Below are 16,795 nucleotides of genomic sequence, written 5' to 3'. Positions count from 1 at the left end.
TCGCTCAAGGGGCAGGCCCAACGGCGCAGCAATCGCCTACGCCTACGCCTCCGCCTGCACCGGCACCGGTGACCACTGATCCGGCGGTCCCGTCCCGGCGGATATCCCGGCCTTGGGGCGGTGGGGCAGGACCTTTCGCCTATTGGTCGTGGTTCGTAGTGGGTGCGATGGGCGCTGCTGCTCTCGTCGCAATCGGCTGGTGGCGGCGGGCGCGCGTAGGTGCCCCGGCCCAAGTTGCAGATCCCGCGCACCAGGACGCTACTCTTCCCCAGGTGTCGACGATCACAGCCGTATCGCCGCCCCCTCCTGCTGCCGAACCATTCCAGGTCCGTGTCGTCTCCGCCGCAGTCGTCTTCAGAGCAGACGCCCTGGCGTTCGATCTGCAGATCGAACTGGCCAACGCCCAGCCAGGGAGTGCAGAGGGTCTTCGCGTTGCGTTTGCGCTCATCAGCGCTAGCCCGGACCAGGATCTTCGGCGCGCGGGGTTCCACGCGGGGCCTCCTCCGCAGCACTCGACAGACCCCATCGACCTGATGCCCGGAGCACGAATGTGCGTGCCGGTGCGCCTCGGGCTCAAGCGGGATCAACTCCATGTCGTCGCGCTGGGCGCGCGTCCGATGTTTGCCGGGATGCTGCTTTGCGACCTGCGTTGGCGCAGTGGCTTGAGCATCCACCGGTTCGGTGCGGATTTCCTGCTCGGAGCGGCGGGGCAAGGGGCCAGGCCGGGACCGATCTGGCTCGACCGGCCGGCACCGAGGATGCTCTCTGCTATCGCCTACGCGCCTCAGGCTGTGTAGTTCCTAAGCGCAAACGAAAAGAGGCGACCCGTCACCGGGCCGCCTCCTTTTTGTATCCAAGCCTTGAAACGGGCTGGGAAGTGCTTACTTGACCTCGACGGTCGCGCCAGCTTCTTCCAGCTGCTTCTTGATCTTCTCGGCTTCGTCCTTCGACACGCCTTCCTTGACCGGCTTCGGAGCGCCTTCGACCAGCGCCTTTGCTTCGGTGAGGCCGAGGCTGGTGATGGCGCGGACTTCCTTGATGACGTTGATCTTCTTGCCACCGTCGCCGGTGAGGATCACGTCGAACTCGGTCTGCTCTTCAGCAGCCGGGGCAGCGGCGCCACCAGCGGCCGGGCCGGCAACGGCGACGGCAGCGGCGGCCGAAACGCCCCACTTCTCTTCGAGCAGCTTCGAGAGCTCAGCGGCCTCGAGAACGGTCAGGGCGGAAAGCTGGTCGACGATTGCGTTAAGGTCAGCCATGATAAACTCCAGTCAGTTCAAAGTTTCGGGAAAGTATAAAGGTCGCTTGAAGCCGAAGCTCAGGCAGCCTGCTTTTCGCTGTACGCCGCAAGCACGCGGGCGATCTGCGCCGCCGGTGCCTGGGTGATGGTTGCGAGCTTGGTCGCGGGTGCTGCGATGAGCCCCACGAGCTTGCCGCGCAGCTCGTCCAGCGACGGCAGCGAGGCGAGTGCCTGCACGCCAGCCGCGTCCAGCAGCACATTGCCCATGGCCCCGCCGACGATTTCGAGCTTGTCGTTCGTCTTGGCGAAGTCCGCGACGACCTTGGCCGCAGCCACGGGGTCGACGGAGGTGGACAGTGCCGTCGGACCCGTCAGCAGGTCCGAGAGCACCGCATAATCGGTGCCCTGGGTGGCAATCTTGGCGAGCTTGTTCTTCGAGACCTTATAGGTCGCGCCGGCTGCACGCATCTTGTTGCGCAGGTCCGTCGACTGCTTGACGGTCATGCCGAGATTGCGGGTGACAACCACCACGCCAACCTCGTTGAAGGTGCGATTCAGCTCGGCAACGGCGTCGGCCTTCTGGGAACGATCCATGCCGGTCTCCTCATACATGAGGCTACCCCGCGCGCGAGCGCAAGGCGGCCCCGGTTCACGACCCGTGCGAACACGGGCCAGGCTCAATTTGTCCGAGGGGAAGGATCGTCACGAGGCCGGGGAGAACTCTCCCTGGGGCGTGACCCGGAACGCTTGACGCCAGCTGCGCAATCGCGCCGCACTGGCCTAGCCGCCGGTAAATTCTGTCCCCGTCTAGGCGAGATAATCAAGACCGGCAGATTCCGGTCCCTCGCTGTCTCGGACGGATTCCTCCCGAAGGAGGAGCGCGCCCATTAGCGGATTCGGGCGCGGAGTCAAGCGCCAGGGCACCAGGGGCCTTGCAGAACAAATGCGGAACAACCATCTTCCCGCCGTACCATAAGCGGGCGGGCGGGCGAGGGAAGGGCGACACGATGCGCGGCACCAGGGGCGATCGGACACGCGAGAACCAGCGCTTCCTCAAGGCGCTGCGCCGCACCGCCAACGTCACGCTCGCCGCCGAGGAAGCCGGGCAGACCCGCAAGACCTTCCAGAAGCGCCGCGCGCGCAACCCCGATTTCGCGAGCCAATGGGATGCGGCCCTGGCCTATGCCCAGGCGCAGCTCGCCGCCAGCCGCGGCGTGGTCGCGCCTGCGGGTGAGGCCGCGATCACCGGCGGCGGCGAGTATAGCGTGCGCGCCTCGCGCGGGCGTGCGCTCCAGGTGCGCCGCGCGCCCAAGGGGCTGCTGACCACCGAGGGCGAGCGCCGCTTCCTCGCCCACCTCGCCGCCACCGCCAATGTGCGGCTCTCGGCCGAGGCGACCGGCATCGGCTGGAGCGCCATCTATGCCAGGCGCGCCCGCGCGCCCGACTTCGCCCGCGCGATGGCGACGGCGCTGGCCGAGGGCTATGAACGGCTGGAACTGGCGCTGCTCGACAATGCGCTGCGCTCGATGCGGCCCGACGGCGCGGTGCTGGAGGGCTGGGAGCTGCAGCTGGACGAGACCGACCCGCTCACCCGCATGACCCCGCGCGAGGCGCTGCTGCTGCTCGGCTATCGCCGCCCGGAGATCGTCGAGGGGCGACCCCATGCCGGCTTCCGCGTGCCGCGCGCCGATCGCGGGGAGGCGCTGGCGCGGCTGACGCGGGAGCTGGACCGGGTGGAGCGGCGGTTGAAGCGGGACGGGGGGTAGGGGCGCCGGCGGGTTGCGGCGCCCGGCGACCAGGGCCGCTCGCGTGATCACACACCAAGCGATGTCCGGTCGTGGCGGAAGCTGTCGCTTTGGCGGTTCGAAGAAGCCGCTCGGCACGCCGACACATCGCCTTGGACCGGCATCCGGCCGTTAGGCGCTTGCTGGCGGGCGCATCCCGCTGCCGACATGATCGGCGCTGGACCTTTCCTTGCCGGAGAAGGCGCGCCGGAACTGGCTGGGTGTCTGCGTCACGAGCCGGCGGAAATGGTGCCTCAGCGTATGTGCGGTGCCGAAGCCGACGGCATATGCGACTTCGTCGATCGAATTGGCGGATCTGGCCAATATGTCCTTGGCCGCTTCCACCCGCGCTGCGATCAGCCACTCGCCGGGCCCTGTCCCGGTGGCATCCCGGAAGCGGCGCTCGAACGTTCTCCGGCTCATGCGGGATGCGCGCGTCATGTCATCGATGGTCCAGGGCCTGCGCAGGTCCTGTCGGACTTGGTCGATCACCGGAGCGATACTGGTATCCGGGCGTAACGGCACGGCGCGCTCGACAAATTGCGCCTGCCCCCCGGCACGATGCGCGGGCATGACGAGGCGCCGCGCCACCGAATTCGCGGCCTCTGGCCCGAAATCCTGCCGGACGAGCTCGATCATCAAGTCTATCCCCGCCGCACTGCCGGCCGAGGTGTAGATCCCGTCCTGCCCCTGGTAGAGGGACTTGTCGTCCACCTTGATCCTTGGAAACCTGCCCTGCAACGCCGAGGCGTAACGCCAGTGCGTCGTCGCCGGCGCACCGTCCAGCAGCCCTGTCGCGGCCAGGACGAAGGCCCCGGAGCAGATCGAGGCGAGCCGGGCGCCGCGCATGTGCGCTTGGAGCAGGCGTAGAATCAGCTTCTCCGGAACCGGTGTGTCGACCCCCTTCCAGCCGGGGATCACGATCAGGTCTGCCACGTCCAACAGTTCCGGCCCGCCGTCCGGCAGAATCTGAAAGCCCCCATGCGCCCGAAGCGGACCCGGCTCGATCGCGGCGCTGGCAAAGCGATACCAGTCCGGCCCCAGTTCCGGTCGGGACAGGCCGAAAATCTCGGCAACGATGCCGAATTCGAAGGTGCAGAGCCCATCGTAGAGCAAGGCGACGACCAGTGGGCCGTGTGGGCTTGGCAGTGGGCCGTGCGAGCGTGGCAGTGCGCCGTGCGGGCCTGGCAAGGGGTCGTGAGCGATTGGCATGATATGCACGTATATTGCCATTTGCGCCAATTGCCAAAGCCTGTGGCCGGGCTGCATTCCTCAGCATGAAAGGAGCATCCCCATGCCGACGATCGTAACCGCCATACCGCCCGCCTCCCCCGAGCTGGCCCGAGCGCATTTCGCTTCCGAATTCAGCTTCGAGACCGATTGTTGGGACGTTCACGATGCGCTGAGCAAAGGGCCGGACTTCGTGCTGCTCGACGTCCGCAGCCCGGCGATGTTCGCTGCCGGCCATGTGCCCGGGGCCATCAACCTGCCGCACGGCAAGATCATCGCGTCCAAGCTTGCCGCCTGGCCGTCCGGCACCGTGTTCGTCACCTATTGCGCCGGGCCGCACTGCAATGGTGCTGCGCGGGGGGCCTTGCGGATTGCCGAGCTCGGCCGTCCCGTCAAGATCATGGCCGGTGGAATTACCGGGTGGGTAGACGAGGGCTTCAGCTTGGCCACGGGGTCCGAGGGCTGATGTGCATGTGTTCCGGATCCGCTTCGAATGCCACGGTCCTGGTTGCCGGTCCGGAACACGTCACCGCCCTGCTGCCTCTGATCCAGGCCCATGCCCGTTTCGAAAGGACCACCGCGACCTGCACCGCAGCGGCCTTGCGGTCCGCCCTGGCCGAGCCGGATGCCATCCTGTTCGCCTGGCTTGCCATCGACGAGAGCGGCCGACCCATGGGCTACGCAACAGCCACGCGTGATTTCTCGACATGGTCGGGCAAGCCATTCCTGCATCTCGACTGCCTGTACATCGCCGAGACTGCGAGAGGCGCAGGCGTGGGCACCAAGCTGCTCGGCGCCGTGAAGCACTTCGCCGTCCAACGCGGGATCGCCGAGCTTCAATGGCAGACCCCGGAGTGGAATGCCCCCGCGGAGCGCTTTTACCTGCAGCAAGGCGCGGCCGTGACCGGCAAACGTCGGTTCCGGCTCGACGTGTGACGACCGGAGCCGGTGGTTCCCATCCGCTTCGGTAAACGCCCGGCCCTGAGGGGTGCTGCCGGTCGGCCTGCGCCCCAGGTCCGCCATTGCAGCGGGCCCACAGGTCCGCCGGAGACAGGCCAGCGGTACCAGGGCGCCGGATGACCGGATCCGCGACGAGGCTGGTTCCTAATCGTCCAACCAGTCGGCCGTGATCTCGCCCCGATGCCCTTCCGGGGCCAGTGCGGCGCGGAGGGCTTCCAGCAGCGGCGGCAGCGCCTGGGTGAAGGCATAGGGCGGATTGACGATGAACAGGCCTGCGCCGTTATAGATGCCGGGCACATCGGCATCATACAGCCAATGCTCCACGACCAGGAACTTCGGGATGCCGAGCCGGCGCAACCTGTTCTTCCACTGCCGGTGCGTCGCGGGGTCCTTCAGCGGATACCAGATCACCGTCACGCCATGCGCCCATTTGCGGTGCGCCGCGGCGAGGGTGGCGGTGATGCGGTCGCGTTCGTCGGTCTGCTCGTACGGCGGATCGACCACCACCACGCCGCGCGGCGTTCGGGTCGGCAGCATCGCCAGCCAGAGCTCATAGGCATCGCGCGCGTGCACGGCAGCGGGCGACCCGCGCATCGTGCGGCGCAGTTCGCTGGCGTCCTCGGGGTGCTTTTCGTTGAGGATCAGCAGGTCCTGCGGGCGCAGGAGCTGCGCCAGGAATTGCGGGGAGCCGGGGTAGAGGTGCGGCTCCGTCCCGATATTCACCGCCCGTACGGCGGCGCGATAGTCGTCCAGCAAGGGGTTGGCATCGGCGAAGGCGCGCAGCACGCCCTGTGCGGCTTCGCCGGTGCGCTGGGCCTGCTCGCCGCCCAGGTCATAGAGCCCGCAGCCGGCATGGGTGTCGATCAGGGTCAGCGCGCCCTCTTTCTGCTGCAAGGCCCGGACAAGGGCGATCAGCAGGCTGTGCTTGACGACATCGGCGCTGTTGCCGGCATGGAAGGAATGGCGATAATTCATTGAAATCCAGAAACCTGCCGATGTGCCTATGTACGCTTTACCGGGCGAGGACGCCGATCGCGAGACGATGGCAGCACCCCATCCGGTGCGCCTATGCGCCGGGCGGACCCTAGTCCAGGCCGGAGGCCTCCTGGAAGTGGCCCGGCGCGATCCCGGCGACGGACCAGTCGCCGATCGACCAGCGGACCAGCCGCAGGGTGGGCAGCCCGACCGCCGCCGTCATGCGGCGCACCTGCCGGTTGCGTCCTTCGCGGATGGTGATTTTCAGCCAGCTGTCGGGGATGAACTTGCGTGCACGGATCGGCGGATCGCGTGTCCACAGGTCCGGCGCGTCGATCCGCGCGACCTCGGCCGGCAGGGTCATGCCGTCGTTGAGCCGGACGCCCTGCCGCAGGGGCTCCAGGTCCGCGTCCTGCGGATCGCCTTCGACCTGCACGAGGTAGGTCTTGGGCATCTTGAAGCGGGGATCGGCGATGCGTGCCTGCAGCCGCCCGTCATCGCAGAGCAGCAGCAGGCCCTCGCTGTCCCGATCGAGCCTGCCGGCGGGATAGACGCCCTTCACCGCGATGAAGTCCGACAGGGTCGAGCGGAGCGTCGGCGATCCGCGGTCGGTGAATTGCGACAGGACCCCGAAGGGTTTGTTGAACAGGAGCAGCCGGGCCATGCCGCGCTCATATCGCCGGGTTGCGGCCATGTCTCCTGGTGCATGCCGCCGCCGGGGTGGCCGGGCCCCGCATTCCTCCTCCCTTGCCTTCCCCCGGCAAGCCTGTAACACCGCGCGCGTCATCCCCGGGGAGCCCCACGTCATTCGCCAGATCGCCGCCTTGCCCTATCGTACCCTCGGTTCGGGCGCCGATGCGTCCACGCAGGTGCTGCTGGTCACCTCGCGGGGGACCGGGCGCTGGGTGATTCCCAAGGGCAATCCCGGCGCCGGCCTCAGCGCCCACGCCGCGGCGGTGCTGGAGGCCGAGGAAGAGGCGGGCGTGCAGGGCGTGATCTGCCCGACGCCGCTCGGCTCCTATCGCTACCGCAAGAAGCGCGGCAACGGCGCGTCGCTGATGGCCGATGTGGAAGTCTTTCCCTTCGCGGTCACGCGCGAGCTCGATGCCTGGAAGGAACAGGGCCAGCGCCAGCGCCGCTGGTTCGATCTCGTCGATGCGGCGGAGGCTGTCGACGAGGCGGACCTGCGCGACCTGATCCGCTCCTTCGGCCCCGAGGAATTTCGCGCCGCGACACGGCGCATGGGGGTGCTCGGCACCGTCGTTCATAAATCAAAGGTCAATCGCATGTTCGCGTGGTTCCAACGCATGTTGCCCAAGTCGGGCAATTTCTTCGAGATGTTCGAGGCGCATGCCGCCACGGTGGTCGCCGGCGCCGATGCGCTGGCGCGGCTGCTGCAGGATGGCGGCCCGGACCATATCCGCGAGGTGATCGAGCGCGAGCATGACGCCGACGAGATCACCCGCCAGGTGCTCCAGACGGTGCGGGTCACCTTCCTGACCCCGTTCGATCGCGGCGCGATCACCGCGCTGATCGGATCGATGGACGATGCGATCGACGAGATGCAGGCCACCGTCCGCGCCATCGACCTCTACGAGATCCGCCATTTCGAGCGCGAGATGAAGGACATGGCGGGCATCGTCGTCGATGCGGCGCGCCTGACGGTGGAGGCGATGCCGCTGCTGCGCGACGTCGCCAGGAACGGCGCCCGGCTGCACGAGCTGACCGAGCGGCTGGTGCGGATGGAAAGCCATGCCGACGACATCCATGCCGCGGGCCTCAAGCGCGCCTACAAGGAGCTGGGGCCGCAGGATCCGCTGCAGTTCGCGGTGCAGCGCGAGCTGTACAAGCATCTCGAGCGGATCGTCGACGCGTTCGAGGATGTCGCGAACGAGATCGACGGCATCGTCATCGATCACGCCTGATCCATCATGCACGAACTTGCCCTGCCGCTGCTCATCGGGTTGATCCTGGTCGCGCTGGCGTTCGATTTCCTCAACGGCCTGCACGATGCGGCGAACGCGATCGCCACGGTGGTCGCGACGCGGCTGCTCAAGCCGGTCCACGCGGTCGCCTTCGCGGCGTTCTTCAATTTCGCGGCCTATTTCGTCACCATCGCCTTCCCCAGCCTGCACAAGGTGGCCGAGACGATCGGCAAGGGGCTGATCGACCAGAATCTGGTGACGCCCGGCGTGGTGTTCGGCGCGCTGGTCGGCGCGATGTTCTGGAACGTCGTCACCTGGCTGAAGGGCATTCCCTCCTCGTCCAGCCATGCATTGGTCGGCGGCATGATCGGCGCGGGCGTCGCGCATGCCGGGTTCGAGGGCATCCAGTGGACCGGGCTCAACAAGACGCTGCTCGCCATCGTGCTCTCGCCGACGCTGGGCATGATCCTGGCGATGGCGATCATGCTGCTGACGAGCTGGCTGTTCCGCCGCGCGAGCGCGAGCCGGGCGGAGCGCAGCTTCCGGGTGCTGCACCTGATCTCGTCGGGCGCCTATTCGCTGAGCCACGGCCTCAACGACGCGCAGAAGACGATGGGCATCATCACCGTGCTGCTCTATTCGACCGGCTATCTCCACGGCACGTTCGAGGTGCCGCACTGGGTGGCGATCAGCTGCTATGTCGCGATCGCGCTGGGCACGCTGAGCGGCGGCTGGAAGATCATCGAGACGATGGGCTCGCGGATCACCAAGCTGTCGCAGCACCAGGGGTTCAGCGCCTCGATGGGCGGCTCGATCATCCTGTTCGCCGCGTCGTGGCTGGGGATCCCGGTCTCGACCACCCACACCATCACCGGCGCGATCATCGGCGCCGGCACCGCCAAGCGCGCCTCGGCGGTGCGCTGGGGCGTGGCGAGCAACGTCGTCATCGCCTGGGTGATCACCATCCCCGCCTCGGCGGCGGTGGGGGCGCTGTTCTACGCGCTGACCCGACTGTTCTGACCCGACTGTTCTGAGGCGGCGGGGGTGGAGCTGGTCTTCGCCCTCGACCTCGTGCGTGCCTCGGGAAGCGACCGCCGACGCTAGCATGGTTTCAAGTTGACCGCTTACGGGTCGATGGCTCGGAAAATGCGGCAACCAAACAGCTGGAGCGTCTTCACCCGAGGTGCAAACGCCCTGGCCCCGCCGGGCGGCCGGCGTGTCCCCGAAGCAACACTATTTCAACCATCGTGTGCACTGCGCAATCACCGCTTGCCAATTGCGGGGGTATGCGTCTGATTTGTTACAAACCATGACGAGAGGGTGTCGCGCGAACGGCTTGGATCGAGGGGACACACATGCACGCATCGTACCGACGTACCACCTGCAGTCTCGCCGCACTTGCGCTCGCCATGGGGATGGCAGCGACTCCCGCCTTCGCCCAGGAGGGCACCGCGCCCGCCGCCGCGGCCGGCAGCCCGGACGACATCGTCGTCACCGGCTCGCGCATCCGGCGCAGCCCGCTCGACCAGGACAAGCCCGTTGTCACCGTCGGCCAGGAGGAGATCGCGCGCACCGGCCTCACCGCCATCGCCGACGTGCTCCAGCGGCTGCCCAGCGCCGCGGGCGGGCTGAATACCAAGGTCAACAACGCGGGCAATATCGGCGGGCCGCCGGACGGCACCGGCGTCAGCTCGGGCTCGGCCGAGGTCGACCTGCGCTACCTTGCCGCCAAACGGACCCTGATCCTTGTCGACGGCCTGCGCTTCGTCAACGGATCGGCGGCGGGCGGCATTCCCGCCTCGGTCGACCTCAACACGCTGCCGGTCAACCTGATCGAGCGGGTGGAGGTGCTCCAGTCGGGCGCATCGCCGCTCTACGGCTCGGACGCGGTCGCCGGCGTGATCAACATCATCACCAAGCAGGCGCAGGAAGGCCTGCGCGCCTCGGCGCAATATGGCAGCTACCGCCAGGGCGACGGCAAGACCCAGCAATATGAGGCGAGCTACGGCATCCAGTCGCGCGAAACCGGCACCTCGCTGGTGTTCGGCGCCAGCTATGTGAAGCAGGGCGAGATGTTCACGCGCGATCGCGACATCTCGCAATTCCCCAATCCCGGCCAGACCAGCTGCACCGATGCGGTGGGCGGGTGCAGCAGCGCCACGCCCAATGGCCGCTTCATCGTGTTCGGCCAGAACCTCACCCTCAGGGCGCCGGTCGCCGGCCGCCCGACCTATCCGGCGGACTTCAAGCCGTTCACTAGCGCCGACCGGTTCAACTTCGCGCCGTACAATTACCTGCTGACCCCGTCCGAGCGCTATGGCGGCTTCCTCAACTTCAAGCAGGCGCTGGGCGACAGCGTGAACATGCGGGTGAAGCTGCTGTACAACCACCGCTATTCGCGCACCCAGGCGGCATTCCTGCCGCTGTTCGTGGGGCCGGACGCGGGCAACGGCAATCTGCTCGATACCATCGCGATCGATGCGACCAACCCGTACAACCCGTTCGGCGTGACGCTGTCGGGCGCGAACGGGAACTACTCCTATGTCGCGCGGCGGCTGGTCGAGGCCGGGCAGCGGGTGTTCACCCAGAAGGTCGATACCATGTCCGCCACGCTGACCTTCGACGGCTCGTTCGATGTGATGGGCCGCAAATGGTATTGGGACGTGAACGGCGTCTACGGTATCAACGATGCCAAGCAGCTGTTCACCGGCAACGTCAACGCGGCCAGGCTGGCGCAGGCGCTGGGGCCGGTATCGGCCTGCACCGGGGCGTGCGTGCCGTTCAACCTGTTCGGCGGGCTGGGCTCGATCACTCCGGCGATGCTGGGCTTTGTCGGCTTCGACGAGCATGACCGCAGCTCGCAGAAGCTGTGGGATACCACGGCCAACCTGTCGGGCACGCTGTTCGACCTGCCGGCCGGCCCGGTGGGCGTGGCGATCGGCTATGAGCATCGCGACCAGTTTGCCAGCTATGATCCCGATGCGGTGATCGTCGCGGGGCTCGGCGCCGACGTGCCGACCAGCCCGGCGCGCGGCGGCTTCAACGTCGACGAAGTCTATGGCGAGCTGCGCGTGCCGATCCTGGCCAACACGCCGTTCTTCCAGAAGCTGGAGCTGGACGGCGCGGTGCGGCACTCCAACTATTCGACGTTCGGCAGCAACACGACCTTCACTGCCTCCGGGCTGTGGAAGCCGGTGGCCGACCTGCTGCTGCGCGGCGGCTATGCCGAAAGCCTGCGCGCGCCGAGCATCGGCGAGCTCTATGCCGGGCTGTCGCGCACCGATGCGACGATCGACGATCCGTGCACCAGCGCGGCCGGCGGCGCCTTCAGCAGCAACGCGACGGTTCGGGCGAACTGCATCGCCAACGGCGTGCCGGCGAACGGCAGCTACAACGAGCCGACGGGCGGGCAGCTCGGCATCTTCTCGCAGGGCAATGCCGCGCTGAAGCCCGAGACGTCGAAGACCTGGACCGCCGGCGGCGTCTACAGCCCGAGCTGGGCCAAGGGCTTTGCCAGCGCGCTGAGCTTCGAGGCCAATTACTACAATATCCAGCTGAACAACGCGATCGACTCGGTGCCGGCGACGCTGACGCTGCGGCGCTGCGCGTTCAATGCCGATCCGATCAGCTGTGCGGCGATCAGGCGCACCGCCAGCGGGACGATCTCCGGGATCAGCGGGCGGCTGCTCAACCTGAACGGGATCAAGACCGACGGGCTGGACGGCACCTTCACCTTCCGCAGCCGCAAGATCGGCGAGGGGACGATCGGGGTGAACGCCAACGCCGCCTATCTGCTGCGCTACGACGTGGCGCCGCCGGCCGATCTCAACGCGCCGCCGCTGCGCTTCGCCGGTACCGAGCGCGGCAGCCCGGACCAGGCCTATCCGCGCTTCAAGGGCAATGCGACGCTTGACTGGTCGACGCCGGGCTACGGCATCTCGTTTACCGCCCGCTACATCAGCGGCGTGGACGAGCGCGACGGCGTGCACCGGATGGGCGCGGTGTTCTATGGCGACTTCCAGGCCTATTTCTCGCCGGCCTGGATGAACAACCGCACGCGGCTGACGGTGGGCGTGAACAACCTGTTCGATCGCGCGCCGCCGCCGTGCTTCACCTGCGACAGCGCGAACTTCGATCCTTCGACCTACGATCTGCCGGGGCAGTTCGGCTACGTTCGCCTGTCGTTCGGGTTCTGAGGAGGGGGGAAGGGCCGGGCGTGTGCCTGGCCCTTCTTCGCGGCCGGGATGGGGTATCTGGACTTCGGACAGGGGCCGTCCGCGTAGGCCGTGACCTCATGAACGGCCGCCTTCGACAGCGCGGCTGAATGTCTGAATGTGGTGGCTAGCTGCCGTTCACGGCATCCGCATGATGACTGTGCGGACGATCGACTCGCCGTCTGAACTGGCGTCCAAAACCTCGCTCGGGCTTAACCCTTCAAGTGCCGGAATGCTTGTCTTGAACCATAGGGCACTCTGAGTCCCCAACACGGCAGCCGCAACGCTTTGAATGTCATCACTGGTAGAGCCGTATGCGCTCGCAAACCCTCGCCAAGCGAGGTCGCCCGGATACTCTGAGAGAAGAACTGACATCGTCACACTCGGATAGCTACGTTGAAACGCGAATGGCCGCAATTGGGCGGGAGCGCCAGTGCGGAATCTCGCATTCTGGTGGATTGCGGACATTCAGCTTTCGAGCCTATCTGACACGATGACAGATAAGGCATCGTTCGTGCGTAACGCCAGACGGCTCCGCTGGATGATCATAGGCTTCGTCGCGGTCCTATTTATATCGACCTTCGTTTATCCGCCCGCGATGATCATAGCCTACGCATCGCTGCCGGTGTTGCTTATAATTCTACTGCGATTGCGGTGCTGGAACTGCGGTGAGCAACTGATGAAAAACGGTGGTGTCCACATCGAGATGTGCAGAACGGGTCGCTTCAAGATGGATATGTGTCGGCACAAAACCTGTGGTGCATCTCTTCATTGAACGTCCGCAACTGGGCGGCAGCCGCCGGTGCGGAATTTCGGATTCTGGTGGGTAGCTGCCGGCCGGCTTCCTGGCGGCGAGCATCAGTTCATGCGATTAGGTTGCTATGGGCATCTTGCATAAATCGGCCGCTTCAATTGGCTTCTATGGTGACGATCTCGACCCGGCAGAGATTACGGCGGCGTTGGGTGCCGAACCTACCGTTGGCGTAAGCAAGGGCGGCCAGTGGAAAACGAAGTCAGGAGCGGTGAAAACAGCAGTGAGCGGATCGTGGCGGATCGTAGCCGAGCGGTGTGAGCCGGGTGATCTGGACGGTCAAATCAACCTCTTGCTCGACGGCTTGTCGAACGACCTTGTGGCATGGCGATCTTTCTCAGAGCGACACCGGGGCCGGGCATTCTGTGGGTTGTTCCTCGACAGCGGTAACGAAGGTCTGACGTTGCGGTCTGAGACGCTGTTGCGCTTAGGCGAGCGCGGGTTGTTGATTGATCTCGACATCTACGGCTTGGATCAGCCTGACTAAAAGACTGCTACTGGGGCGGAAATTGCCCTACCGTCGCAGGCCACGGTAAAAGAGAAAAGCTGCCGCAACGAGGCCCGCGACAACGAACGCCCAAAAAGAAGATGGGTTCGTTTTTGCGCGTGATGCCGTCGCCGTCAGCCGATGCCGCCCCAAGGATCAAGGCCCGGCCAGTAGCGAGCAGTGCGACGCATCCAATGAACAAGGGGGCTATCGTCATGCCTTGTTCTAAGACGACTATCGGGGGGGCGGAAGGCCATTTCGAACGGCAACAACTGGAGCGGTTTCGGTCATCCCGAATTTGCGAGTCTACAGCCTGGTATCAAAAAAGGCCGGGATCGCTCCCGGCCTTTTCCTCTGTCTCGCCTGTGGCGGTGATCAGAACTCGGCGCGCACCCCGAACAGGATGGTGCGGCCCCAATAGTTGATCTCGCCGAAGCGGTTGGGATCGTCGTTATAGGTGTAGAGCTTGGCGCCCGAGATGTTGATCGCCTCTACGCTGAGCGACACGTTCGGCAGCAGCTTGTAGCCGATGCTGCCGTCCAGCGTGCCGAACGGCGCGGTGTAGGTCGGCGCCTGGGTGGTGCTGCCGGTGCCCGAAAGATACCGGTCGCGCCACACATAGGAGAGCCGGGTCGACAGCGGGCCCTTCTCGTAGAAGCCGACGATGTTGAAGCTGTTCTTCGACAGGCCGATCAGCTGGTCGACGATCGGCCGCGCGCCGGCGGTGTAGTTCGCCTTGACCGAGGTGTGGGTGTAGCTCGCCTGCATGCCGAGGCCGTCGAACGGCGCGGGGAGGAAGGTGAACACCTGGTTGTACCCTGCCTCGACGCCGTAGACCTTGGCATTGCCGCCATTGACCTGGGTGGAGAGCAGCACCGTGCCGCGGCCCGGAATGTCGATATTGACGTTCTGCGCGGTGATATAGTCGTCCATCGCCTTGTAGAACACCGCGCCGGTGAGCGCGCCGCGCGGGTTGAAATACCATTCCAGCGCCCCGTCGAACTGCGTGGCGAGGAAGGGGAGGAGCTGCGGGTTGCCGCCGCTCGCGGTGGGCGCGTCGGTCGACAGGGTGATGCGCGGGGCGCTGTCGGTCACGTTCGGGCGGGTCAGCACCCGGCTCGCGGCGAAGCGGGCGATCAGCGTGCGGGTCAGCTCGGCCTTCAGGTTGAAGCTGGGCAGCCAGTCGTTGAACGTCTTCGGGAAGGCGGCGGGCGTGATGACGCTCCCGGTGCGCAGGAAGCCGGTCGCGTTCTGGTCGGTATGGACATAGCGGATGCCGACATTGCCGAGGATGTCGACGCCGCCGAGCATCGTGCCGTAATCGAGCCGGGCATAGGCCGATGCGGTTTTCTCGGTCGTCTTGAACGATGCGGCCTGGTCGCTCGGCGTCAGCGGCGCGTTGGCGACGGCATCGGTGAAGAAGGCCTTGTAATAGGCCGAGGTCACCGGCGCGAGCCAGGTGCGGGGCGTGTTGCCGTCGACGTTCTTCAGGAAGTCGTCATAGGGCAGCGGCTGATAGGCGCCCGCGCCCAGCGAGCTGAGCGGCGTGCCGGCGGGCGGGTTCACGGTGAAGTCGCGGCGCCAATAGTCGCGCTTGCGCCAGTGATATTCGGCGCCCACCGCCACCTTGCGGAGGAAGCCGCCGACATCATAGGCGGCATCGAGACGGGCGAACTTGTCCCAGTCCTTGCTGTTCTTCGGCGCGATGTTGAAGGTGTAGAGCTGGTAGTTGGCGGGATTGTTGACGTCCACCGGGGTGGTGATCGTCGGCATCACCTTGTAGCCGCCCGAGGCGTCATAGGTGAGCGGGGCGAAGAACATGGCGCGGCTGCGCACCGTGCCTTCGGCGTTGCTCGGGTGGAAGCTGTGCGCCGACGACCAGTTGAGATTGGCGGTGACGTAGAAGCGATCATGGTTCCAGGTCTGCTTGAGGCCGATGGTCAGCAGGTCGTGGCGGTTGAGGCTGTATTCGCGGCTGGCCATGAAGCGGACGTCGTTGATCGTCGCGCCCACCACGGTGTTGCCCTGCAGCTTGATCGAGCCGGGGACGATGACCGGGGTGTGGCCGGCGACGCTGGTGTCGTCCGGGTAGATGTCGAGGCCGAACTCGTCATAGGCGACGTCGAGCCGGGTCGCGAGCACGTCGAGCGTGGTCTCGAGCTCGGGCGTCGGGCGCCACTGGGCGGAGACCATGCCCGAGATGCGCTTGCGGTCCTCGGTCTCGATCGTCGGTCGGGTGCGGGTGGGGGTGTAGAGGCCCGCCTGCAGGCCGCCCTGTGCCGCCTTGGTGAACTTGTCCTTGTTCCAGCCGAAGTTCATGAAGCGATCGTTGCGGACTTCCTTGCCCCAGTACTGCGCGCCGACGAGCAGGCCGAAGGTGTCGCCGAAGGTGTGGCTGCCGATCAGCGTGGCGTTGGGCTTCACCTTCTTGGTCTGCGACGTGTAGGTGCCGCGCAGATTGGCGGTGACCTTGTTGCCGACGTCGAACGGGCGGAAGGTGCGCACGTCGATATTGCCGCCCAGCGCGCCCTCGGTCATGTCCGAGGTGGGGGTCTTCACCACGTCGATATTGGCGACGAACTCGGCGGGCAGCATCTCGAAGCGGAACTGGCGACCATTGGCGCCGCCATTTTCGACGAGGTCGTTGAGCGCGACCGGGCGGCCGTTGAGCAGCGTGCTCTGGAACTGCGGCCCCAGGCCGCGGACCGAGACGTACAGGCCCTCACCGCGGGGCCGGGTGATCGCGACGCCGGTGACGAGCTGGAGCGCCTCGGCGACGTTCTGGGTGGGGAACTTGCCGATATCGGTCGAGCTGATCGAATCCAGGCCATATTCGGCGCGGCGCTTCGCCTCGGTCGCGGCCGCGAGGCTGCGCGCATAGCTGCCGCGAACGACGATCTCGTCGGCGCCGGCATCGTCCTGCGGCGGGGTCGTCTGGGCATAAGCGGGGGCGAGCGTCGCCAGCGCGAGGGCGAGCGCCGAGGACGCGCGAAGCAGCGCGAACGGGGGGTGCATGATTGGATTCTCCCTGGACCCTTATTGGTCTCTGAGAGGCGCCTTAGCTGGTTGCGCGAACGTTTCGGTTTCGGTTCGCTTGCAAAGATGTGAAACCGGCAGGGGGAATTGTTGCAGTGCGGTGACGGGGTGTCGCCGTGCGTGGCGGGGGCGG

Annotated in this window: 13 protein-coding genes; 7 read left to right on the top strand and 6 right to left on the bottom strand. The window is 66.3% G+C overall.

What is annotated here, in order from left to right; translation table 11 throughout:
* Window positions 1-881: 881 nt before the first annotated feature.
* Complete coding sequence (gene rplL / locus SPI01S_RS07815) at window positions 882-1,259, bottom strand: 50S ribosomal protein L7/L12 (RefSeq protein ID WP_066720675.1); 378 nt, start codon at window positions 1,257-1,259, stop codon at window positions 882-884.
* A 59-nt stretch (window positions 1,260-1,318) separates the two neighbouring features.
* The gene (rplJ, locus tag SPI01S_RS07810) at window positions 1,319-1,834 is read right to left on the bottom strand and encodes a 50S ribosomal protein L10 (protein ID WP_066720843.1); all 516 of its coding nucleotides are present in this window, start codon (window positions 1,832-1,834) and stop codon (window positions 1,319-1,321) included.
* Window positions 1,835-2,247: 413 nt separating this feature from the next.
* On the opposite strand from rplJ, the gene SPI01S_RS07805 reads away from it, so the two are divergent.
* Complete coding sequence (locus SPI01S_RS07805; RefSeq protein ID WP_066720673.1) at window positions 2,248-3,006, top strand: hypothetical protein; 759 nt, start codon at window positions 2,248-2,250, stop codon at window positions 3,004-3,006.
* A gap of 150 nt (window positions 3,007-3,156) precedes the next feature.
* On the opposite strand, the gene ftrA is transcribed toward SPI01S_RS07805, so the two are convergent.
* The gene (ftrA, locus tag SPI01S_RS07800) at window positions 3,157-4,215 is read right to left on the bottom strand and encodes a transcriptional regulator FtrA (protein ID WP_444544595.1); all 1,059 of its coding nucleotides are present in this window, start codon (window positions 4,213-4,215) and stop codon (window positions 3,157-3,159) included.
* Window positions 4,216-4,318: 103 nt separating this feature from the next.
* Between ftrA and SPI01S_RS07795 the strand changes: the two genes are divergently transcribed.
* Together SPI01S_RS07795 and SPI01S_RS07790 are read left to right on the top strand one after the other, a co-directional pair.
* Window positions 4,319-4,720, top strand: coding sequence for a rhodanese-like domain-containing protein (locus SPI01S_RS07795; RefSeq protein ID WP_066720670.1), 402 nt, complete (start codon window positions 4,319-4,321; stop codon window positions 4,718-4,720).
* A 5-nt stretch (window positions 4,721-4,725) separates the two neighbouring features.
* Window positions 4,726-5,190, top strand: a complete 465-nt coding sequence (locus tag SPI01S_RS07790; RefSeq protein WP_169804477.1) for a GNAT family N-acetyltransferase — start codon at window positions 4,726-4,728, stop codon at window positions 5,188-5,190.
* A 168-nt stretch (window positions 5,191-5,358) separates the two neighbouring features.
* On the opposite strand, the gene SPI01S_RS07785 is transcribed toward SPI01S_RS07790, so the two are convergent.
* Both SPI01S_RS07785 and SPI01S_RS07780 read right to left on the bottom strand, forming a co-directional pair.
* A complete protein-coding gene (locus tag SPI01S_RS07785) occupies window positions 5,359-6,189 on the bottom strand; it encodes a 23S rRNA (adenine(2030)-N(6))-methyltransferase RlmJ (protein WP_066720667.1) in 831 nt (276 codons plus the stop codon).
* A 109-nt stretch (window positions 6,190-6,298) separates the two neighbouring features.
* Entirely contained in the window at window positions 6,299-6,853 is a 555-nt protein-coding gene (locus SPI01S_RS07780; RefSeq protein ID WP_066720827.1) for a pseudouridine synthase, read from the bottom strand.
* A 160-nt stretch (window positions 6,854-7,013) separates the two neighbouring features.
* Here SPI01S_RS07780 and SPI01S_RS07775 point away from each other — a divergent pair, with 160 nt between their 5' ends.
* The 4 genes from SPI01S_RS07775 (at window position 7,014) to SPI01S_RS07755 (ending at window position 13,626) form a co-directional block, all read left to right on the top strand.
* Entirely contained in the window at window positions 7,014-8,114 is a 1,101-nt protein-coding gene (locus SPI01S_RS07775; RefSeq protein ID WP_174539085.1) for a DUF47 family protein, read from the top strand.
* 6 nt (window positions 8,115-8,120) lie between these two features.
* Window positions 8,121-9,134: an inorganic phosphate transporter gene (locus tag SPI01S_RS07770; RefSeq protein ID WP_066720664.1), complete on the top strand. Its 1,014-nt coding sequence runs from the start codon at window positions 8,121-8,123 to the stop codon at window positions 9,132-9,134.
* Window positions 9,135-9,529: 395 nt separating this feature from the next.
* The gene (locus tag SPI01S_RS07765; protein ID WP_373278309.1) at window positions 9,530-12,310 is read left to right on the top strand and encodes a TonB-dependent receptor domain-containing protein; all 2,781 of its coding nucleotides are present in this window, start codon (window positions 9,530-9,532) and stop codon (window positions 12,308-12,310) included.
* Between the two features lie 899 nt (window positions 12,311-13,209).
* Window positions 13,210-13,626, top strand: a complete 417-nt coding sequence (locus SPI01S_RS07755; RefSeq protein WP_084253321.1) for a DUF4279 domain-containing protein — start codon at window positions 13,210-13,212, stop codon at window positions 13,624-13,626.
* A gap of 375 nt (window positions 13,627-14,001) precedes the next feature.
* On the opposite strand, the gene SPI01S_RS07750 is transcribed toward SPI01S_RS07755, so the two are convergent.
* Window positions 14,002-16,641: a TonB-dependent receptor gene (locus SPI01S_RS07750; RefSeq protein WP_066720655.1), complete on the bottom strand. Its 2,640-nt coding sequence runs from the start codon at window positions 16,639-16,641 to the stop codon at window positions 14,002-14,004.
* Window positions 16,642-16,795: the final 154 nt, after the last annotated feature.

The sequence above is a fragment of the Sphingomonas pituitosa NBRC 102491 genome (genome assembly GCF_001598435.1).
GTDB classification, from domain to species: domain Bacteria; phylum Pseudomonadota; class Alphaproteobacteria; order Sphingomonadales; family Sphingomonadaceae; genus Sphingomonas; species Sphingomonas pituitosa.
Note: the sequence above shows the minus strand (reverse complement) of the source record. Positions and strands in the feature narration are given on the sequence as shown.